Source organism: Ectothiorhodospiraceae bacterium BW-2, assembly GCA_008375315.1.
In the GTDB taxonomy this organism is placed as follows: Bacteria; Pseudomonadota; Gammaproteobacteria; order Thiohalomonadales; family Thiohalomonadaceae; genus BW-2.
Map to the genome: position 1 here is coordinate 1 of CP032507.1, position 20,606 is coordinate 20,606.

At 54.8% G+C, this 20,606-nt stretch carries 17 protein-coding genes; 7 read left to right on the forward strand and 10 right to left on the reverse strand.

Features of this window, described 5'->3' with window-relative positions; genetic code table 11:
* Positions 1 to 613 precede the first annotated feature (613 nt).
* The 4 genes from D5085_00005 (at position 614) to D5085_00020 (ending at position 2,869) form a co-directional block, all read left to right on the forward strand.
* The gene (locus D5085_00005; GenBank protein QEP41663.1) at positions 614 to 1,201 is read left to right on the forward strand and encodes a hypothetical protein; all 588 of its coding nucleotides are present in this window, start codon (positions 614 to 616) and stop codon (positions 1,199 to 1,201) included.
* 6 nt (positions 1,202 to 1,207) lie between these two features.
* A complete protein-coding gene (locus D5085_00010) occupies positions 1,208 to 1,552 on the forward strand; it encodes a hypothetical protein (protein QEP41664.1) in 345 nt (114 codons plus the stop codon).
* A 126-nt stretch (positions 1,553 to 1,678) separates the two neighbouring features.
* Positions 1,679 to 2,326: a hypothetical protein gene (locus D5085_00015; GenBank protein QEP41665.1), complete on the forward strand. Its 648-nt coding sequence runs from the start codon at positions 1,679 to 1,681 to the stop codon at positions 2,324 to 2,326.
* Positions 2,327 to 2,677: 351 nt separating this feature from the next.
* Positions 2,678 to 2,869, forward strand: a complete 192-nt coding sequence (locus D5085_00020; protein ID QEP41666.1) for a hypothetical protein — start codon at positions 2,678 to 2,680, stop codon at positions 2,867 to 2,869.
* On the opposite strand, the gene D5085_00025 is transcribed toward D5085_00020, so the two are convergent.
* From D5085_00025 to D5085_00040, 4 genes are all read right to left on the reverse strand, one after another.
* Positions 2,855 to 3,052: a hypothetical protein gene (locus D5085_00025; protein ID QEP41667.1), complete on the reverse strand. Its 198-nt coding sequence runs from the start codon at positions 3,050 to 3,052 to the stop codon at positions 2,855 to 2,857. The two genes, D5085_00020 and D5085_00025, sit on opposite strands and share 15 nt — an antisense overlap.
* A 16-nt stretch (positions 3,053 to 3,068) precedes the next feature.
* On the reverse strand, positions 3,069 to 3,353 hold the full coding sequence (cas2, locus tag D5085_00030) for a CRISPR-associated endonuclease Cas2 (protein QEP41668.1): 285 nt from the start codon (positions 3,351 to 3,353) through the stop codon (positions 3,069 to 3,071).
* Between the two features lie 327 nt (positions 3,354 to 3,680).
* Positions 3,681 to 5,786, reverse strand: coding sequence for an ATP-binding protein (locus D5085_00035; GenBank protein QEP41669.1), 2,106 nt, complete (start codon positions 5,784 to 5,786; stop codon positions 3,681 to 3,683).
* A gap of 110 nt (positions 5,787 to 5,896) precedes the next feature.
* Entirely contained in the window at positions 5,897 to 6,940 is a 1,044-nt protein-coding gene (locus D5085_00040) for an integrase (protein QEP41670.1), read from the reverse strand.
* 254 nt (positions 6,941 to 7,194) lie between these two features.
* Between D5085_00040 and D5085_00045 the strand changes: the two genes are divergently transcribed.
* The 3 genes from D5085_00045 (at position 7,195) to D5085_00055 (ending at position 10,506) form a co-directional block, all read left to right on the forward strand.
* Positions 7,195 to 8,265, forward strand: a complete 1,071-nt coding sequence (locus D5085_00045; protein ID QEP41671.1) for a DNA-binding protein — start codon at positions 7,195 to 7,197, stop codon at positions 8,263 to 8,265.
* 214 nt (positions 8,266 to 8,479) lie between these two features.
* Entirely contained in the window at positions 8,480 to 9,109 is a 630-nt protein-coding gene (locus D5085_00050) for an IS607 family transposase (protein ID QEP41672.1), read from the forward strand.
* Entirely contained in the window at positions 9,106 to 10,506 is a 1,401-nt protein-coding gene (locus D5085_00055) for a transposase (protein ID QEP41673.1), read from the forward strand. Before D5085_00050 ends, D5085_00055 begins: the two co-directional genes overlap by 4 nt.
* 23 nt (positions 10,507 to 10,529) lie before the next feature.
* Here the strand turns inward: D5085_00055 and D5085_00060 are convergent, their stop codons facing one another.
* Genes D5085_00060 through D5085_00085 form a run of 6 tightly spaced genes read right to left on the reverse strand, consistent with a single transcriptional unit; the run spans position 10,530 to position 20,592 of the window.
* Positions 10,530 to 14,381, reverse strand: a complete 3,852-nt coding sequence (locus D5085_00060) for a hypothetical protein (protein QEP41674.1) — start codon at positions 14,379 to 14,381, stop codon at positions 10,530 to 10,532.
* Positions 14,318 to 16,792 (reverse strand): hypothetical protein, encoded by a 2,475-nt coding sequence (locus D5085_00065; protein ID QEP41675.1) that lies wholly within the window; start codon positions 16,790 to 16,792, stop codon positions 14,318 to 14,320. The genes D5085_00060 and D5085_00065 overlap by 64 nt, the downstream gene beginning before the upstream one ends.
* Positions 16,780 to 18,909: a polyketide synthase gene (locus D5085_00070; GenBank protein ID QEP41676.1), complete on the reverse strand. Its 2,130-nt coding sequence runs from the start codon at positions 18,907 to 18,909 to the stop codon at positions 16,780 to 16,782. The genes D5085_00065 and D5085_00070 overlap by 13 nt, the downstream gene beginning before the upstream one ends.
* Positions 18,906 to 19,463, reverse strand: coding sequence for a hypothetical protein (locus D5085_00075; GenBank protein QEP41677.1), 558 nt, complete (start codon positions 19,461 to 19,463; stop codon positions 18,906 to 18,908). Before D5085_00075 ends, D5085_00070 begins: the two co-directional genes overlap by 4 nt.
* A 20-nt stretch (positions 19,464 to 19,483) precedes the next feature.
* Positions 19,484 to 19,909, reverse strand: a complete 426-nt coding sequence (locus D5085_00080; protein ID QEP41678.1) for a hypothetical protein — start codon at positions 19,907 to 19,909, stop codon at positions 19,484 to 19,486.
* Complete coding sequence (locus tag D5085_00085) at positions 19,783 to 20,592, reverse strand: SDR family NAD(P)-dependent oxidoreductase (protein ID QEP41679.1); 810 nt, start codon at positions 20,590 to 20,592, stop codon at positions 19,783 to 19,785. Before D5085_00085 ends, D5085_00080 begins: the two co-directional genes overlap by 127 nt.
* Between the last annotated feature and the right edge of the window lie 14 nt (positions 20,593 to 20,606).

The following is a 20,606-nucleotide window of genomic DNA, read 5'->3' on the forward strand; positions in this document are numbered from 1 at the left end:
TTTTTGGCAGAGCTAAGTCGATCGTAGATGTAATCGAACAGGTTGACCCCCAGCTTTTTGGCGGTTTGCGCGATCGTCATCATCGTATCCTTGGCCTCGGTACCCTTTGCGTTTTGAGTCTGAAAGCTCACATCCCGTTTGCGCGCCTGCGCACGGGCGGCGAGTTCGGCCGAGTTGTTATGCAGCGGTAGCTCCGGAAGGCCTTGTTCATCGTCTCGTTACCCTTGCGATTTCTATTATGCCCCTCCAACCAAGCGTGATTCAAACCGTGCTTTTTAGACCACCATTTCCACTTCCGGTAATCCACGGCGTGTAGGGGCGGGTTTCAAGCCCGCCCCTACGAAACCCAGATATTGTTCATCGTCTCGTCACCCTCATGAGGCATGACTCCCTCGCCTTCTCTCTCCACCTCCCCTAGCGGGGCAGCGGGAGGAGGGTTGGAGGGGGGCTGACAAAGGGATGAATAAGGCCATAAATGGCCTTGTTCATCGTTTCGTCAGGGACAGCCACAAACCGGTAGCTTGCCCGATTTTACAAGAGACATGACACCTACACTCATGAGGCGTAAAATCTGTTGACGAAAACCATTTATCGCCACAAAAGAGGAAGTGCCATGTCAGAAGCAAGTGTAACTGAATCTGTCGCAAATCCCAAGCAGAAACCGCGCCGTAGCCGTATAGACATTGCCCAACTGTTAGAGCAATACGAGCAAATGACTCAGGAGCTGAGTGAAGCCGACATTGCACAGCACTTGGACATTCCTCGCACCACACTGCGTCACTGGCGTCAGCGCAAAGAGTCGCTGCCTTGCTCACCGGTGGTGGCTGACTTTTTTGAGCACCCGGATGGAATTGCGTTTCTGCATCGATTGATTATCACACTTCACTTTGTGCTGAGTTATCAACCGCATGGTCTGCGGGGCGTGATGCAAATTATTCAGCTCAGTGGACTGGATATTTTTGTGGCTAACTCACTGGGGGCTCAGCAAGCCGTTGCCCAGCCAATTGAACAGAAAATCCTTAGCTATGGAGCCGAGCAACGCGAACAGGCCGTTGCCCACCGCAGCCAAACGCCGGTAAAGCCTATCAGTTTGATCGAAGATGAGACCTTTCATCCTGACATTTGCTTAGTGGCGATGGAAGCGGTGAGTGGCTATATTTTTGTGGAACAATATGCAAAGGATCGTAGCGCCGATACCTAGAATAAGGTGGTAGATGAGTCGATTAACGAGCTGACTATGAAGGTTATTCAATCAACCAGTGATGAAGCGAAAGGCCTCATCAGCCATGCCAAACATTACGAGGCCAATCACAGTCCCGATCTTTTTCACCTACTCCACGAAATAGCCAAAACACTTTTTCGGCGTTTTTCACAAAAATATAGCGAATGCCTGGCAGAACTCGATAGTGCTCAGATAAGAGTCACCTCTTGGCAAGACCGGATAGAGAGGCAACAGACTGAGCCGAGAGGCCCCGGCAGACCTGCTAACTATCAACCCGGACTGGAGCATGCTCAAGCAGTTCTTGATAAAGAACAACGCGCTTTCGAGTAAATCGCCCGCGACTATCAGCAAGCCAAAGATGAGCTTAACGGCATCAGTTCAGACTACCATTTAGTCGACTTGCAAAAGGGCACAGGGTTACCGCCAGAAGAGCACATTAATTTAATTCGCCAGCGCATGGAGCGGCTAAAATCTTTAGCCTATCGCTATGGTTTAGGGGATAAAGTGATCGCCTCTATTGAGAAGAGTGAGCGCCTACTCTCGGCGATGGAACAGACGCTTTGTTTTGTGACTGAAACGATTAAAACCCAACTGAAGGAACTCGATCTCAACGAGGAGATAACAGGTGCCATTCATGATCAGATTATTCCGGCGCTCTACCTTCAACGGGTAGCTCAGAGAATGACCACCGCAGAAAAAGCCCAACCGATCGCCGCTACCAGTCATGCGTTGCTCGAATCCTTACGCCAACCCGAACACCCCATTATGTCACTACCTGAGCAAGAAAGGGCACAAATTGAAGCCGTAGCCAATGAGTGCGCTGACCTGTTCCAGCGCTCCAGCTCTGCCGTGGAAGGGCGCAATGGCCACTTGGCGCTTTGGCATCATCATTTGCACCGACTTAGCGATGAGAGACTCTCTGCGCTAACTATCGTACACAACTATCATAACGCAGCAGCAAATGACACTCCGGCACAACGCTTGTTTCAGCGGCCGCATGACAGTCTATTTGCTTACCTGCTCAATCAGGTTAATCTACCTCGGCGCCCCGCGCAAAAACGAGTAAAGCCTGACTCTAAGCCTGTGTTAGCGATGGCGGCCTGACGAAACGATGAACAAGGCTGATTGAGGCCTTGTTCATCTCTTCGTCAGCTCCCCTCCACCCCTCCCCGCTGGGGGAGGCGAAAAGGGAAGGCGAGGGAGTTATGCCTCATGAGGGTGACGAGACGATGAACAATACCCGGGTTTCGTAGGGGCGGGTTTGAAACCCGCCCCTACACGCCGTGGATTACTGGAAAAAAGGGTCGTCTAAAAAGCACGGTTTGAATCACACTTGGTTGGATGGGCATAATAGAAATCGCAAGGGTGACGAAACGATGAACAAGGCCTCCGGAGCTACCGCTGCATAACAACTCGGCCGAACTCGCCGCCCGTGCGCAGGCGCGCAAACGGGATGTGAGCTTTCAGACTCAAAACGCAAAGGGTACCGAGGCCAAGGATACGATGATGACGATCGCGCAAACCGCCAAAAAGCTGGGGGTCAACCTGTTCGATTACATCTACGATCGACTTAGCTCTGCCAAAAACCTGCCATCACTGGCCGAAATCATCAGGCTCAAAGCCAGCTCGGTACTAGACAGTACCTGAGCTCTCGGTCATGGGGGCGGGGGCTACCCTGACTTTTGGAGAGGATACATCCCCCACCAATAAGAGACGATCTAACCGCCGTAACGGTATCGTCGAGTGGCGTCCGCCGCTAAGATAGATCGCTATCGCCTCGCCATCTCGGGTAAGCTTGGCCCCCTTTTGATCAATGGTCACTGTTGCCATACCAATCCCTCCTCACCTAACCGATATAGTAGTAGTCTAAATCCTGAGCAATCACGCCAATACCCAACGCTAGGTTTGTATGGTTCGGCTGTAGCTGCAATATAATAAAACGGTCATTATCAGCCAGCTCTATCGCCTCCTCCACCTCAGCGATGAGACACGCCTTTTCATAGGGACTTAAAAAGCACTCAAATACCGACTTCTGTCGCCCGCTAGCATACCCTTTCAAAATTTTCAGTAGCTGTACTAACCGCTTAGTGTGGGTAATATCGTAAGCTGCAAGATAGAGTTGACGCCGCATTAGCCCCCCTCCCCGCTATCATCACAATTCACTCCCGGAGCCGCCTCAATCAGATACTCTTTAGCAATCCGCTCTAGTCGCAGCTTTACATCGTTATCGTACCGATCTAACTGTCGTAATAGAACGAGATAATCGACTTCGGTAGCAGTGATTTGATCGCTATTCATCATCCTCTTCCACCCTTAGATTAACTTTATTAGAGGGGCTATTAGAACGCCGCTTAGCGCTAAAAGGAAGAGATCACAAGGTTGTGACCCGCCTCCCCCCCTATGGCAAGAGGCAAGAGGCAAGCTGTTGATTGCTCCTCTAAGCGAAGAGGGTGAGAGACTACAGCGCCGCTGCAAACCCAATCGATTGTAGTTTTGGCCCCGGTTTCAACTCACACTCTCGCCTTAGTGCCCGATAGAGCCCTTCAGCACTCATCGGCTCAGGCAGAAAACGGTGCTGTCGCACCACGGTGGCAAAATCTCCCGGGGTAAGTGTCGGTAGAGCACTCAGTTTAGCTTGCCACACTAGAGCCGCCTCTTTTTTGACTCCGTGGCTCTGTAGCACTTCGTTAAATAGGAGGAAGCTCTGCGATGGATTGAGAAAGTCGAACTTAATTTTGAGATCAAAGCGGCGCAATGAGGCAGCATCGAGCTCCTCCATTAGGTTGGTAGAGCAGATAAAGAGCCCATTAAACTGCTCCATTTGGGTCAGCAGCTCATTGACTTGGGTCACCTCCCAGCTCTTATCGGCCCCTTGACGATCACGCAAAAAGGAGTCGGCTTCATCGAGTAGTAGTAGCGCGTTCTCCTTGTCCGCTTGGGCAAACATCGCTGCAATCGACTTTTCGGTCTGGCCGACATACATCCCTAATAGATCAGAGGCTCGTTTGATCAGGAGCGGCCGCTGTAGCTGTTCGGCAACATAGTGACCAAAAGCGGTTTTACCGGTACCCGGGGGGCCGTAGAGGCAGAGACGCGCTTGGCTCTCTTCAGTTAAACCGACGATGAGTTGGGCTAAATCGGTATCGGCATTGAGGCTATCGAGCCGGTAGGGTAGCCGTTCAGTGGCTGCGGCTCTCTCTAAAGGGGGGAGCCCCATCGCCTTTAAGGTACCGTTGAGCACCATCTCCAGCTCTTTTTCGATAGGATCCGCCTCGGGATCACCACTGCGTTTCACCACTCGACAGGCCGCCTGCATCACCGCTGGCGAGAGTTGGGTATGGCGAGCGATGCGGGCTAGCCAGCGCTCACTCACCGATAACTTTTCTGCTATCAGCGCCTGCTCTAAGATAGTAACGCGCACCGCTTGTGGCGGCACGGGTACCTCAAAACTGATATCGAAACGGCGAATATAGGCCGAATCGAGCCCCTCCATCTCATTACATAGCCAGAGTACCGGCACCGGATTGTTCTCTAGTTGGTGGTTCATCCACCCTTTATGACGATCATGGCTGCGAACGCCAAAAAAGGAGAATGGGGCGGGAAAGGCATCCTCAATCTCATCAAATAGGATCACGGCACTCCCTTGATGGGTTAGGAGCGTTTGACTCAGCCGCAGTGCCCGCAGGCGATCTTCGCCAGAGATGGGATCGCCATCGCTATCGCTAACGGGAATCTCATAGAGCTGGCAGTTGACCCCTTGACTTAGCACACTCGCTAGCTCGGTCTTACCGACCCCCGGCGGGCCGTAGAGGAGGTAGTTAACGCCAATATCGCCATCCGCTAATACCCGCTTAAGATAGCGCTCTGCCACTCGTATCTCATCGGCCAGATGGGGAAAGTTGCAATGGCTAAGGAGAGAGGGAGAGACGGGGCGAAAATAGCGCTGTAGTAGGCTCTCAATTTCGCTCTCGCCGCTAATTAGGCTATCGGCTAGGCCATCGAGTAGATCGAGTTTGCTTTTAAGATCGTAACTATCTCGTTTATCGATACGAATAAGCCCCGACTGTATCAACTTACCGCTACCGGAGAGTGCCTGCTGTACCTCCGCCTCTGCTAGTTGCAATATCGCGGCGATCACCTTACGGCTCTTAGCGAGACTGAGGCGGCCAAAGACCTCCGAGACCAGATCCTCCAGCGGCTCATAGCTGTGGAGCATAACGGCCAGCCCCAAGACTCGCTGCTCGGCGACCGTTAACTCAATCTGCTCACTGAGCTGAATTAGCCCCTGCTCTAGCGGTTTATCAAAGCGACCATCGAAGGAGCCGATTCGTCGCTGCTCAGCTTTAAGTAGGGACACAAATTCGGAGGCTGAGACATCATCATCTTCGTGCTGCTCTAAGCCGACAGCGGTAAGTACAGAGCCGTTATAGGTTAGCGAGCGAGTCGAGCGGTTTAGCTGTTTCCAACCTCTTAATTGCAGCAGGATATAGAGTCCTATGCGCTGCACGACGGGGGAGACTTTAGTGTTATGGGTGCTGTGATATTTAAATGGATCGATCGACACAGGGCTCTCCTTCTCTAAGGGTTACTATCGGTGAGGCAGTATAGTCAGATTTCATACCGATGGGTAGGGCAATCCTGCTGCTCTCGTTGCCCCCCCAAACCGACTCGCCGCTAAAGAGTCCGATTCAGCTCATGTAGTCGCGCCATTAGCGCATGCGTTGCATTATCGGCAAACAGCCGTCCGGCCTCGATATACTCTCGCACCACGGCATCGTCTCTCCAGCCACCTTGCTTTTTAATTAACTCAAAATCGACACTCTCTCTAGCCGCTGAGGTCGAGAGCCCCCGTCTTAAACTGTGGCTGCTTAGCTCTAGGATAAAATCGAAACCGCACTGTGTGCCAATTTTTTTCAGAATATCGTTCACCGATCCCGGATAGAGCGGCTTATCGCCTAACTGATCCCACCGATTGACCGCCCGAAATAGCGGGCCAGAGGAGAGTCCCGCTAGCTTAAGCCACTGCTCTATCGCGACCACCGCAGAGGCGCTCTCCATACCGGAGGGTAACGCACGCACACTCCCCTCACCATATTGATCGGTTTTAGAGCGCGGTAGCGTAATAAGGATCCCTTCAGACTGCCACGATAGATCTTCCACCCTAATCGCGACTAGCTCACTGCGCCGAAAAGCGCCCATAAAACCGGTCAGTAGCAGGGCAATATCTCGCGTCGATTTTAGAGTTGTCGGTTGCGAGCGCAGATAACTCAGCATAGCCGCTAAATGCTCTAACTGTAGCGCTTTGGCCTTTTTTTTCGGTCTGCCATGCTCGCGCCTTATCCCCTCTAAGCACTTTTGCACCACCGGTTCGCGGACTGGATCGGTGATACCTTGGTAGCGGTGCCATTGACTGATCGCCGTTAAGTGGAGCTCTAGGGTACGAACATTGAGTGTGTCGCACCGACTTAATAGATAACTTACGACTATTTGCGTTGTAGTAGGTAGTCGCCCTCCCCATTTCTCAAACTGTCGGATGGCAGATTGATACGCTTGGCGCGTTCTATCTGAGGTGGAGGCGTGAATATAGTGCTGCGTTTTAAGCTGTTGCTGTATCAGATCGGCCTGATGACTATCGGTCGGCGTGACAGCCGTAGTGTCGGAGGGCTGTTTTGAGGCTAACGCGCCCTGTTGTGAATCAATGTCGATGATAAGTTGCATACTACTTAAGCCTATAAAAGTGAATGTTTATCAAAGCGGGGTTAAAGAGATCCCTCTGTAAACCGGCCCTAAACCCCGATTTTCAGGTTCACCACACCCCCCAAATCACACACACCCTTATAACCCACGCTAGTGCCGCTTGTCATGAGTTATGGTCAAAAAATATTTTTTAAAAATTTTCCGTTTAATAAACTATTTTATGTATTTCGTAATATAGTACACTATTCGCCCCCCACCCTACAGGAGAGATCAATATGGCTAGACCCGGTGTGACCTACTACGCCGTTGCCACCGCAGCAGAAGCGTTAAGAGGCATGGGACAAGAGCCGACTATCGAGCGAATTCGGCAGCAGCTAGGTAGCGGTAGTAACAGTACCATCGCCCCCATGCTAAAAGAGTGGAAGCTGAAAAATAGTGTCGCGGCCGATGTAAGCGGACTACCAGCCGATCTAGTTCAGGCCGTTAAAGGGCTGCATGAGCGATCAAGCCACCAAGCCCAAGAGCAGATAGAGAGAGCAAAGCAGGAGTTTACCCAACAACTAAGTCAGCAACAGCAGAAACATGAGGCCTGCCAACAGGCGCGAGAGGCGCTCCAGCAGTCGTTAACAGAGCTAACCCAAACAGATGAGGCACGGCAGCGGGAGCTACAAGCCAGAGAGGCGGAGTTAACGACAGCTCAAGCTAAACTGCGCCAGTTAGAGCCGGCCCTAGAGACGGCCAAACAGCGGATTATTGAGCAAAAATCGGCTATCGACGAATTTCGACAAGAGAGTCGCGATACTCGGGCACACTTTGAGCACTACCAGCAGCAGATTGCGATAGATAGATTGAACGAACGAGAGCAGTCAGCCCAACTACAGCAGCGATTGCAAGACGATATTACAACGCTACAGCAGCAAAATGGCCAATTAAAAGAGCAGTTAGAGCAAGCTATTCAACAGAACCACTCCCAACAAGCGACGATTGAACAGTGGCAGATCCAATCCCATACCCATGAGAAGGCTCTCATTAGACTAACCACAACACTCGCTACGGTGGAGGCCACCCTAGCGGCCACCCAAGCTGACAATGAGCGATTGGCAAAAGAGAGCGAGGAGCTACATAAAAATATTGAACAACTGAGCGAGCAGCGTGATCGATATCGACAAGAGCTGTCGCAAGTGACCCACTCCGAAGCAGCGCTGCAAGCTGACCTGCTCAAAGTGAAGGGGCAGCTTGAGGAGCTCACCGATAAGGTGATCTTTTTGCAGTCCGAGAGGGAGCGAGCGGTTAACGATCTGATTTCCTGTCTTAAACAGCGCTCTGAATCGTTCGATTCAAAGTGATCCTTCGATGGCCAAAAAATGAGCAACACCCGGGTTGGCCTTGTTCATCGTTTCGTCAAGGACAGCCACAAACCGGCAGCTTGCCCGATTTTACAAGTGACATGACACCCACACTTCTGAGGCGTAAAACCTGTTGACCAAAACCATTTATCGCCACAAAAGAGCAATTAACAGTTGCTTGATTTATACTCGAATATGTCTATAATTACGTGTTATGAGCAGTAGATACAGCATAGGTGAGTTTGCTAAGCGCATTGGGCGGTCAGTGCAAACCGTGCGGCGTTGGGAAAGAGAGGGGAAGTTGCAGTCCAAGCGCCTGCCATCGGGGCATCGGTATTTCGATGAGTCCGATGTTCGCCTGATGCTGGGCGGGGCGCCTAAGAGGCGAGATGTGGTGGTGTATTGCCGAGTCTCCAGTGCGGGACAAAAAGACGATCTTGCCTCCCAGGTCAAAGCGATGGAAACCTACTGTCTGGGCGCAGGGATTGCGGTCGATGAGTGGGTGCAAGAAATCGGCGGCGGGATGAACTTCAAGCGCAAGCGCTTTCTCGCTCTGGTCGATCGGATTCATCGTGGGGAAGTGCGCCTACTGCTGATTGCCCACAAGGATCGGTTGATGCGCTTTGGCTTCGATTTGTTGGCGCATATCGCAGCAGAAAATGGCTGTGAGATAGTCGTTGTGAACCAGGAGTCTCTCTCCCCTGAGCAAGAGATGGTTGAGGATTTACTGGCGATTGTGCATACCTTCAGTTGCCGACTGTATGGGATGCGCAAGTACAAGCAGCAGATCAAGGAGGATTTTCCCGATAGTCCCATTCAGTTACCAAAGGATGTGTGCGAATGAAGGTCACGCGAGTTTTGAACGCAAAACGCCCGAACAAGGGCAAAGTCGCCGCATTGCGCGAGCAGGCGCGTCGGCTTGGCCAAGTGCGTACCGAGGTCTGGCAGAGGTTTGGGTCGGTCGGTGGCGTGGGTCTCTCGGATCGCAAGATTCGCGATGGCTGGCTGAAGGAAGGTCGCGCCTTTCCGGTTTCCGCCAACGCTTGGAAAGAGACCCTACGCGATGCGAAGGGCAACATCACCGCCTGCATGGAAGCGGCCAAGGTTAAGGTTCGCCAATCTGTCTTTCGTCACACCCGGGACGAAGCCGAGCAAAAACGCCTGTTCACTGCCCTCAAGCGCAACGAATGGACGGGCGATTCTTATCTGCGCCGGCTCATGCGTAAGCACTGGCATCATGGCCATAACCATACCCATAACCAGATTATTGTCCGTTCAGATAATTACACTACCTTCCTCCTGGGTGGGTGCGTCTGGATCAAGATCCCCGGCCTTGTTAAAGGTCAGCGTATCGCCATTTTGCTCAATACCACGATCACGCCAACTGGCACTCTGCGCGTCATTATCAAAGACGATGACCGTATTGAGGTTCACACCACCGTTAATGTCGAAACCAAACAGGATTGCGGCAAGCGCACCATCGGCATTGATAAAGGCTACTCCGAAGTGCTTGTGGATTCAGACGGCGATCACCACGGCCAGGAGCTCGGTCAAGTACTGACCGAACAATCCGATAAGCTAAAAGCCAAATATCAGCGCCGATCAAAACTGCGAGCGCTCGCCAACACGACCCGTAACCCGCATAAACGCGAGCACATTCGTCGCTTTAACCTTGGGCGCAAAAAGCTAAACCGGCAGATGGACAAAACCCATGCAAGCATCCGTGATGTGGTGTTTCAGTCGGTTCATAAGGTTGTTGATAAAGCCGCCGTGATTGCGGCGGAAGACCTCACCGCCCCGATGTCGGGCAAGTCCTTCGGCAAGAACGTCAATCGTCGGCTGGCAAGCTGGACGAAAGGCGTCATTGCCGAAGCACTTGATAGTGTTTCAAGCCGCAGAGGTTCTGCGGTCGTTCTGGTCAATCCTGCCTACACATCGCAAATTGATTCCCGCAACGGATGCCTACTCGGCAAACGCCAGGGGGATCGGTTTTACTGTTTCGACGGGGTTGTGTTGCAGGCAGACCAGAACGCTGCGCGAAACGTGCTGGCACGGTTGTCCGATCTTGACATCGATCGGTTCATGCCGTACCGACAGGTGAAGACGATCTTGCAAGCGCGGACTGAGCGCCTCCGGTTGGGACTGCTCAACCAGGACTCCAGTTGCTCGCCCGTACGGGTGTTATCAACGGAGAGCGAATTACCGAAAAACTGCCATGAGCAACTTTGCTTAGGTTTTTAGGAACAGGAAGTGTAGCGTTACGCTCAAAACAGCTCCACACTCCCCCGCTCACTCAAGGCATCCAACAACTGCTGCGTATCGCGACAGAGCTGCCGCTCACTCTGCTGCAGTAGTGCGACCCCTAGGGCGGTAAAGGGGGAGAGCCCATGGTTCTCTTGTAACTGCGCTATCTTAGCGCGAAGCTGACTATCGTCAGCTTTATCCTGCTTCGGCTCGGCTAAGGCCTCAATCTGCTGCTGTAGTAGCGCTACCCGCTCGGCTGAGTTGAGACTTTGTAGCTGTGCCGGTCTAATCACCCGCCCTAAGTTGTAGTTCTGCCCTCGGAGATGGTGCGGCAGTTCAAATTTATGCCCTTGATCGACTAACGGTAATCCCTGCGTAAAGCAGATCGGCACAATCGATCGGTTAAACTTAACCGCTCTATCGAGAATAAACGAACTCATCTGCGCGATCCCCTCTCCCTCGTACTGCTCTCGGGTACCGCCAACATGGATAAAGAGCGACTGCTGCCGCTGCGTCATTGAGGAGAGACACTGATCGATAAGCACAGGTAGCTCGGCCGGGTTATCACGCTGAAAGTAGAGAATGTCGAGCGGATGCGACTCACCATAGAGAGTTTTCGCCCACTGACTCAACTTCCCTAACCAGTGGTCACGATTCTCCGCTTTCGAGAGCGTCGCTATCGGATAGCCAAAGAGGGCGTAGCTCACCACGACAAATAGGATCGACTCCACCGCGACCTGATGGTTAGCCAGATAGATGACCGGCCCTAGCTCGCTCAACTCGTTAAAGTCGGCCAGTTTCACTTGGGCGATAAAGCGATCACTCAGAACCAGCAGAAGATCGCTTAACAGCGTCTGTGCTACCCCCCGTTGCCGCAGTAGCGTCGGCAGATCAAACGGATATCGCCGCAACGGTGTCAACGGGTAGAGGCGATACTCCCCCCGATGCTCTACCAGTGACAGGGCAAACTGCTGCTCTAAATAGCGCCCATTTTCGATCAGTGAACTCTCTATCTCCACCTCTGCCGGATGGCACTGCCGCTCTGCTGCCACATACTCTTTAAAGAGAATGTGCGCCGTCTTTTGTGCCACCGTGAGCCCCGCTTTTAGCCGATAGATAGACTCTAGCGTCCCAGGTAGCCAGCTACTCTGCTCAACCGTTGCCATCGGAAGTCGGTAGTACTGCTGCTCTGCGCTCAACTCGATCACTTTATGGGGCGGTAGCGGCTGCTGTTGCTTGATAAAGCGGTAGCGCTCCTCACCGCTCATCTGCTGGGTAATCCCTTTTGAGACCAACACCTCAACTAGGCGAAAATAGCCGACAATCTGCTGTTGCTGTCGCAGCCAGATATCGATCTCAAGCAATCTCTCCCCTAGCTGGCCGACAAAACGCGACTCCACCGTGAGCTCACCGCTCTGCGGTAGCGCTAACAGTGTCAGATGACGCATCTGATAGGGGTAGGCGATTAGATCGGCGGCAATAGCGCCACACCAGTGCTGAATATTGTAGTGCGGCACCGACTGTATCGCCCCATCTAGTAGCGCAAAACCGGTGCGACCGTGCGCTACCCCCCGCGACTGGGCGGTTATCGTCGCGGTAGCGCCATTACTACCTAAACAGTAGCGGGTTAAGAGCTGTAGCGCTGGCCCATGAAATAGCTCGCCCCTCTCATAGGGGAGTTCAGTCTCAAGACCGTGCTGTAGCGCCGCGATAGTAGGCCACTTAGGGGGCTGGGTTAAACGCCCTATATCGCCACTAGCCGCTAAGGTTAGCGGCGGCTCTAGGAGTGGGTGGGCTTGGGCCTCATCGAAGCGAAACAGCTCAAACTCAACCCTATCGGTGCCCCTATCGTTCACGCTCACCTTCACCTCTCCCTCTATCTGTCTTGGCGGCTTCGCTCGCCTCGTTCGGGCAGGGGGGGTTAAAGCTAACCAGGCGTTGAGGAGAATTTGCTCACTATGGAGCCCCGTTTGACCTAAATCGATACCAGTTGCTGTCGCGGCTAGCTCGATGAGCCAGGTAAACGGCAGCGTCGGCAGGGTATAGGTGGGGCAGTGATCCCACACCCAAGGCGAACTCTCGGCATCGACACGCCACGGATAGTAGTAGTGATATGTCGGCGGCGGCACTTTATTGAGCCGCATCCCGACTCGTGGCATCTCATAAATTTTTAGCCCATCGATCCAGACCTTCGCTTTGGCCCATAACTGATAGGTTAGCGCACTCTCTTGCGCCTCAAGTTGCTCCATATCGACCACAATTTTCCGATGATGGGGGGTAATTTGGCCACGGTAGTGCCACTCAACCGCCTCGGCGATGATTACCGGCTCAAAACGACCCCCACTCGCCACCCATTCAGGGTGGCTCAGTAGGATATAGAGCTGCATAAGCTGTAAAATCGCCTCAACTCCCAGCGACCCCGGTTGAACCGGATCTTGAAAAAAGTGCGCCTTAAAGAACCAGTCATCACTGTTAACACGCTTCTCACCACGCAGGTAGCCTCTCCCCTGCTCACCAGCGGCCGCACTATAGTGGACTAGCCGATCTAACATCAGCAGCCTAGAGGCCGGTAGTGAGGGGCCTATGGAGTTAAAATAGTCGGCAGGATGTGTGGTCAGATCGATATCTAGGTTCGGTTCTAACGCCATCAAGTGCCGATCATTGGCGCTAATTATCAACCCCTTCTGCGCCAACATCGCCTCAGGGGGGAAGAAGCCAAAGGTGGTCTGGTAGCTATAGACCAGCTCGCCATTGGCGTAGGTTTTAACCTCAAACTGGTTAATGACCAAACGGCCAGTGCGCGAATGGGAGGTTAAGATCACTTCGGTTCGCAGGGTATAGCGCCCCTGTTTGAGCTCAAAGTGCTGCACCGCCTCCAAGCCATCGAGATTGCGAAACAGCAGCTCCTCGTTTGCTAAGGCGCTATCACGACAGAAGAAGGCGATCCAGCCACACGGCTGTAGCGCAATCTCCATTAAGACGCAGTAGGGCATGGTCGCGGTGCCGTTTTGACGAAAGAACCAGCTATCGGCGGCCACATCGTACTCTACCACGACCGAGGGGCGGTGATTAGGCTGACCAAACTCCGCCTCTAACGCCACAATACGGCTCATAAAGTGGTACGGCGGCCCCGGCAGTCGCGACGAACGCACCCCACGATTAAAGTGGGCAAATCGCGCACCAAAAGCATCGGTCGGCTTACCCCAAGCGCAACTGATGACCGACTTAAAATTAAAGGCAAACCCCTGCTCGTCATAACAAAATGGCGCGTTAGGGTTAGGATCGGCTATCGGGTGCTCTAACAGCGGCCAGTCAGGTACCAGCTCCACCCCTAACCGCTCACACAAAAAGGCTTTGCGGCCATCGACCGTACAGAGCAGGTGCGCGTAGAGGGTTAGGGTCGGCTCCAGCACGATCTCATCGACAAACAGCTCATAAACAAGCTGTTTCGATGCAGGCGTCACCTGCCCTCGACAGTGGAACCGGTAACGGTTACCAACCGCCGGTTGAAAACGCCAGCTATCGCGCTGCAGGGTATAGCCTAGCGCCACTAGATAGAACGACATCATCTGCAAACACCCCTCGGCCATCAGCGTGCCGGGCATACAGGGATCGTGATGGAAGTGGCCATTAAAGAACCACTCCTCCCCCGTGAGGTTAGAGACTGAACGCAGATAGCCGCGCCCAGCTGGGCCACCGTCGGTGGTGATCGCGCTAATGTCACCAATAAAGTTCATCGAGCCGGCAGCACTGCGGGGGGTGCGGGTATGGGTTTGGCTTAAATAGAACGCTTCACCAAAGCAGCCGACTAGATCGCCGGCGAGATAGCACTCAATCTCCTCGGACGAAAAGCTGTGTTGTTTGAGTGCCACCGGGGGGGAGGCAGCGGGGAGTCGGCATAGGTCGCCTCCTCAGCCCGCCACAATACCCCACTCGCCTCCTCTAGCTCTTGGCGGGTAAAGAAACCGGCTTGACCATGGCGCACCGAGAGCCGCTTTTGGCCATTGATATAGCAGTCGTAGTGGAAGAAGAAGAGTCGTATATCGCCACTTTGGGCGTGGCCATCGACACAGATTTGATAGTGTAGCCTCTCCCCTGCTCTGGGTAGATCGCCCAAAAATTGTAGCTCACACCCTAACAGACGGTAGGCGCGTTGTCCTTGATTGAGGCTATCGATACCGAGCCAAGAGATGAGCAGTAGATCGGCCTGCCCCGATTCGATAAAGATACCGCCGGGCATCACGCCCTGGTGTAGATACCAGCTATCGTGCTTGACATCGGTTTCAGTCCAAATCGTCCCTAACCCCATCGACTGCGGTTCGGCATCGATACCGGTCACCCGATCACAGAGCAGTAGCGGCGGTTGCGGCATTCGCACCTGCACTAAATGGCGATCTTGGTCACTAAAGGCAGCACCAAAGAGGGTCGATATCTTCCCTGAGGCCAAAATCTCTAGATCTTGACGCGAAAAGGTGGGGCCTAGCGGTCGATAGTCGTGTCGCTCTGCGGCTGTAGCTGGTAGTGGTAGTGGTAGTGGGGGTAGCCCCCTTAGCGGCAACAGCGTGCGCCGATAGAGCTCAAACTGCTGCTGCTGTAGCGCCAAAAAGTGCTGGTGGAGCTGACTCTGCTGCTGAAACAGCGTCGCTATCAGCACAGCTAGCGAGCCTGCCCCCGGCCGTCGCGATGGCAACGGCGCTAAGGGGGGCAGTTTTAGCGCTGGAGCGGTTGGCATGGTCACCGTAGCTAGCGCCATCGCGGGATTAGGCGCTCTACAGTAGGCGGCGAGAGTCTCTGCCCAAGCCTCTGTGAGCAGCGGGGGGACGGGCGTTAGCGTCAGCGTTCGTTCTAATGCCGGCTGGTAGAGAGAGAACTGGTTAAGTTGCAGCGGCTGGCCGGCGCACCAGAGCTCCACAGTGTTGCGATAGAGCTGCGCGACACTATCACTTCCCACCTCATCCATCGCGATCGTTAACGAGTGGCGCAACTGCTGTGGCGACAAAATGTGCGCTATCGCCCGAGTTAATGAGTTGCGTGGCCCATGCTCAATAAAAATTCTCACCCCATCGGCAAAGGCCTGTCGGACACTCTTGCTAAAGTCGATAGTCACGCCGGCTTGACCGGTGAGCGCCTCGGCGACGCTAGCGCTCGTCGGCCGATAGGGGCCATTAAGATAGTTAGAGTAGAAGCGAACGCGGCTCTGGGGCTGCACCGGACGGGTATGGAGCTGACGCCACAGCGGCTCAAAATCGCCCAACACCGGCGCATGGCAGGCCAACTCATGGCGCAAAGCGGTATGGCGCACCTTTGGCAGTCGGGCTAACAGCGCCTGACACGCACTCGCCTCCCCCGCCACCACACACTCGCTGTCGGAGAGGATAATCGTTAAGTAGAGCCGCTCATAGTCGGCCAATAGCGGTCTGACTTGGGCGGCATCGGTGTAGAGGATCCAGCTCTGCCACACCATAGGGCTCTCGGGGGCGATCCCCCAGTAGCGTTTAACGGCGCGATACTCCCCGGCTAACTCAGTTTGGTAGAGATTGGCTTGCCAAATCGCATCCAATAGCTGGCCGATATCGTCCCACACATCAAACGCTAACAGGGCATTCGTCTCCCCCGATGAGAGTCCAAACGCCGCCTCCGGCGCCAAACCCCAAATTTGACGACTAATTAGCGCATGTAGCTGGGCCACAAAACTGCTGCCGATTAACTCGTTAAAGGGGCGACTCTCGCTCGACTCGCCACTCCAGCGCGGATAGAGCCAGCCGCCGTAGCGCTCTAGCTCGCCCCCAAATCGTGCCGCTAGGGCGCGAACCAGTAGCGGATAGTCGGCCACCAACGACTCTGCCGCACCGCAATAGGCGGCGGCGGCACCGGTAAAGATGGCCGCCACCTCTCCGCTGAGGGGCGCAGGATAGAAACAGATCTGGTCAATCCAGCCACGGTCAGGTTGCCGCTGGGCTAGGTTGGCCAGAGCGCGCTGCTTGAGCCGCTGATAGTCGCTAAGATCGCGACAATAGAAGCCGCAGCGACACCCTCCCCCCCCCTCTTCACCCGGTTGTAGCGGTCGATCAGCCTCAAGTCGCTCTCTTAACTGCTCAATAGTATCGGCGGCAAATAGCGCCAGTTGTGGCTGTGGTTTTAGGCTAAAAAGTAGCGGCAGGGCGCAGGTAGGTAGCGGTTGCGAGGCGCTTTGCAGTGGATTCTGCCCTCGAATCTGCGCTAATAGCGCTAAACTGGGGTGTAGCAGTGGCTCAACGAGCCGATTGCGACCTAGCAGCCCCACAGGGGGGGAGGCGGTGGCGAGCTTAGACTAAAGTCGGACGGTAGCAGGGTGAGATAGGGGAGCTGTCGTTGCTGCGCCACACTCGCCCGACACAATATCCACACCACCGCGCCATCGGTATCGGTATCATGGCTCGATAACACCTCATCGGCTATATCGATCACCCCGACAATGGCGCTCTCTAGCGCCCCACTACCTATCTGTTGCAGAGCGTAGTTTAGACTTACTGCCGCACTCTCTGCCGCTGCCGACAAGGTAAATCCTTCAGCGGTAAAGTGGTAGCGGTTATTGAGCCGATTGGCGGGAATATTGGGCATACACCCCACCACTCGCGCGGCTGTTAGCGCAGGATAGATCTGATCTTTTAGCGCCTTTAACGGCGCCTCGGCCAGAGTGATACCCGCCTGTTGCAGATAGTCGTTAAGGCGTAGTCGGAGTCCGACGCGATTAATCTCGGGGGCGACCTCCATGGCGATAAAGAGGCCAGTTTTCGCGCCATCTAACTGGGCTAGCAGCCGATGTTGGCTATCTAATAGCTCAAGTAGCAGCGTCTGCTGGGTTAAACACTGCGCTAGATCGTGCGGCGGAAAGCCGAGCGAGTGGCTACGCAGTCTAATCGAACTCATCTTCGGCTCAAACGGCTCAAGCGGCTGCTCGCGCTGGTGGAGCTCTTGTGCGAGCTCTGTTAGCGAACTGCGATTGCCATAGTTAGCCGCCATCGCCACTAGCGCCACCTCAATCGGCTGCCGTGGCGCTACTTTAGTCCCAACATACTCTAGCTGCTGAGGAAACTGCGCCGGATTCCACTCCTCTAAAATCAGATGGGCATTATTGCCACCAAAGCCGAAGTTATTGACCGCCGCCCGTCGCGGACTCTCTTCGGCAGGCCAGCTCAGCCGCTGGCTAGGCAGATAGAAGCGGGTCGCCGCTAGCTCGGGAGTCAGTTCGCTCGGTGGCGGCATATAGGGGAGCTGCTGCTGCCCAAACCCCTGTAGCACTTTAATGAGGCTAGCACCGCCCGAGGCGGTAATTAGGTGGCCGATATTGGCCTTCAGTGAGCCTATCGCCAAAGCTCTATGACGACCGAAAATCTCCGCTAGGCTGGCGATCTCCACCGCATCACCGGTCGCGGTACCGGTCGCATGGCACTCAACGAAGCCAATCGAGGCCGGATCGATACCGCAGCTCGCATACGCCTGCTGCATCGATACCACCTGGCCACGCTTAGCAGGCGAGAGAAACCCACCGCTTCGTCCATCATTAGAGAGACCGATGCCACGAATGAGGCCGATAATAGTATCGCCATGGTTAAGGGCATCCTCAAGCCGCTTAAGCGCCACCATCGCCACCCCTTCGGCGGGAAGCAGACCATCGGCATCCCGATGAAAGGGGCGCGACTGCCCAGAGGGCGAGAGCGCTTTTAACGCACTAAAACCGACATGGAGAAAGAGTGAATCGACATGGTTCACCCCACCGACTAGGAGTAGATCGGCCCGACCCTGATGGAGCTGATCGCAGGCGAGTTTCACCGCATAGAGGGTTGAGGCGCAGGCTGCATCGATAGAGAACGCCTCACCGCCGAGCCGTAACTGCTGTTTAATCAGCTGTGACGGTAGGCTCGAACCGTAGCGATTCGGAAAGAGGCCCGCTTCCGGCGGGGGGAACTTATCGGGCAGAAGCTGGTGTAGCGCCTGCTGCTCATAGAGCTGAGAGTGGCTAGGGGTCGGGTAGGAGAGATTGCCCAAAATCGTCGCGGTTTTATCCCGTAGCCTCTCGCTCACCCCCGCGACCTGATCCAAAAGCTGCTGTGCGGCGGTTAAACTCCATTGACAGAGCGGATCGAGATGGTTTAGCGCCGCCCTATCGCCCGTCAATCGCTCAGGGTGCCATGCAAACGATGTTACGTACCCCCCTTGAGCGCAGTAGGCGTGATCGCCGCTCATCGCCGCAGCAGGGCGAACCACCTGGTCAGGTTCGAGACGCCAATACCCCGCCGGTACCTCCCCGATCGCACTCTCCCCTTGAGCCACTAGCTGCCATAACTCTGCGCTAGTGTGGCAGCGCGGCAGGATTAGACTCTCGCCAACAATCGCAATCGCAGGCCAAGAGTCGCTCATTGCGCCACCCCACTCGCCGCAAGCGGGCTCGGTTGCCGAAAGATTAGCCGAGAACTCGCGCCACTCACCTCCAGCGCCTCAATGAGTGCGATCAGCTCACCACTGGCGCTATAGAGCGCCAAATCGCCACAACAGCGCTGGGGATCGTGCCGCTGCAGGGTAAATTGCAACAGACTCTGCGGCTGAAGCCAGAGCGAGTCGCTATCGGGCTTGACCCAACAGCGCTGCAAGCGGATCGGAAGTGTATCGCGATCATAGCGCTGAACCATCCACAACAGCGCGAGCTGCAACGCCCCATCGAGCAGGGGGAGCGGCGTATGCCACTGCTGCTCAAGGCCCCCAAGCGGCTCTGCCTGACAGAGTAGCGCGGTGGCAAAGGAGTCACTAAACTGTAGTAGCTGCTGCACCACTTGCAGCGTTGGGCCATGAAATAGCGTGTTAGGATAGAGAGTGTCGATAGACCACGACTCGGGACGGGGGAGAAAATGGCTCTGATCCATGACGCTGCGACACCCGTTCGCCGCCGCTTTCGCCGTCGCACTGTAGTGTAACATCTCATCCCCTAACAGGAGCGCTAGATCGCACTGCTCCCCCTCTGTTTGAGCCGAATCTGATACCACTCTCCCCGCCCTGAGTGAAAGTCGGTTAGCGTGATCCCTCGATTAACACAAAACGACTCTAGCTCCACCGCCCCCCCTAAGCAGAGCTGACCGGCCCGCAAAAACCACTCAACCACCATCGCTGCCGGTACGACGACTCGATCTTTAATTTGGTGATCACTTAGCCAAGGCAGAACGGCTTGGCTCAGATAGAGCGATAACGCGCTCGGCTGACGGCGCTGCTTGAGTGCCCAGTTATCCATAGCGCCGCCAATCACCACCTCGACACAGCTCTCGACACTCTCGTGCAGCTCAGCCACAAAGGCCTCGACACCGGCATCGAGCGCCAGTAGCTCCACCCCCTGGGCGGCAAAGTGGGCTTTAAGTTGGGGCGAGACCATCCCCCCGCCCACGGCCCCCAGTTAATCGACTTCACCAGGCAGGGTTGGGCGGCGGCTAGGCGGCGATCACGCTCAAATTGGCACACTTTATTGAGGACTTCGTTGGCCATGGCATAGTCGCTCTGGCCCCGATTACCGGTTCGTGCGGCGACAGATGAGAAGCAGCAGATAAGGGTCAGTGGATCGTCGCAGGTTAACCTTAATAGAGTGCGAAACCCCTCCACTTTGGTGTTAAAGACCTGATGAAACTGAGCATCGCTCTTAGCCTGAATTAACTTATCGGCCAACACCCCCGCCCCATGCACGATCCCACGAATCGCGCCCCACTCGGCCCGAATCGTGGTAAGAGCGTGCTCAACCGCCGCTCGATCACTAATATCGCAGCGAAAATAGCGTACCGTTGCCCCAGTCTGCTCTAGCCGGTGTCGGTTACGCGCCATCTCGCGATTGGCGTGTATCGCCGCTAACTGTGATCTTAACTGCGTTGGGGTCAGCGACTCCCCCTTCGCTTTCGCCTGTTGCAACAGCCACTGCTGTAGGGCGGCATCGCTGGTGAGCCCCCTCGTCTCTAGGGCCTCCTCGCTAAAAGCAGAGCGGCCTAAAAGCGCCAATTTTAGCGGGATGTGTTGCGTGAGGGCGACCAGACAGTCGGCAGTCACCCCCCTTAGGCCGCCACTGACGATCCAAACATCCCCGT

What these genes read in the sequence shown, in the direction of transcription:
- D5085_00005 (QEP41663.1), top strand. Translation starts at nt 614, where the DNA reads ATGTCAGAAGCAAGTGTAACTGAATCTGTCGCAAATCCCAAGCAGAAA.
- D5085_00015 (QEP41665.1), top strand. Translation starts at nt 1,679, where the DNA reads ATGGAGCGGCTAAAATCTTTAGCCTATCGCTATGGTTTAGGGGATAAA.
- D5085_00025 (QEP41667.1), bottom strand. Translation starts at nt 3,052, where the DNA reads ATGGCAACAGTGACCATTGATCAAAAGGGGGCCAAGCTTACCCGAGAT.
- cas2 (QEP41668.1), bottom strand. Translation starts at nt 3,353, where the DNA reads ATGCGGCGTCAACTCTATCTTGCAGCTTACGATATTACCCACACTAAG.
- D5085_00040 (QEP41670.1), bottom strand. Translation starts at nt 6,940, where the DNA reads ATGCAACTTATCATCGACATTGATTCACAACAGGGCGCGTTAGCCTCA.
- D5085_00045 (QEP41671.1), top strand. Translation starts at nt 7,195, where the DNA reads ATGGCTAGACCCGGTGTGACCTACTACGCCGTTGCCACCGCAGCAGAA.
- D5085_00050 (QEP41672.1), top strand. Translation starts at nt 8,480, where the DNA reads ATGAGCAGTAGATACAGCATAGGTGAGTTTGCTAAGCGCATTGGGCGG.
- D5085_00055 (QEP41673.1), top strand. Translation starts at nt 9,106, where the DNA reads ATGAAGGTCACGCGAGTTTTGAACGCAAAACGCCCGAACAAGGGCAAA.
- D5085_00070 (QEP41676.1), bottom strand. Translation starts at nt 18,909, where the DNA reads ATGAGCGACTCTTGGCCTGCGATTGCGATTGTTGGCGAGAGTCTAATC.
- D5085_00075 (QEP41677.1), bottom strand. Translation starts at nt 19,463, where the DNA reads ATGTTACACTACAGTGCGACGGCGAAAGCGGCGGCGAACGGGTGTCGC.
- D5085_00080 (QEP41678.1), bottom strand. Translation starts at nt 19,909, where the DNA reads ATGGTCTCGCCCCAACTTAAAGCCCACTTTGCCGCCCAGGGGGTGGAG.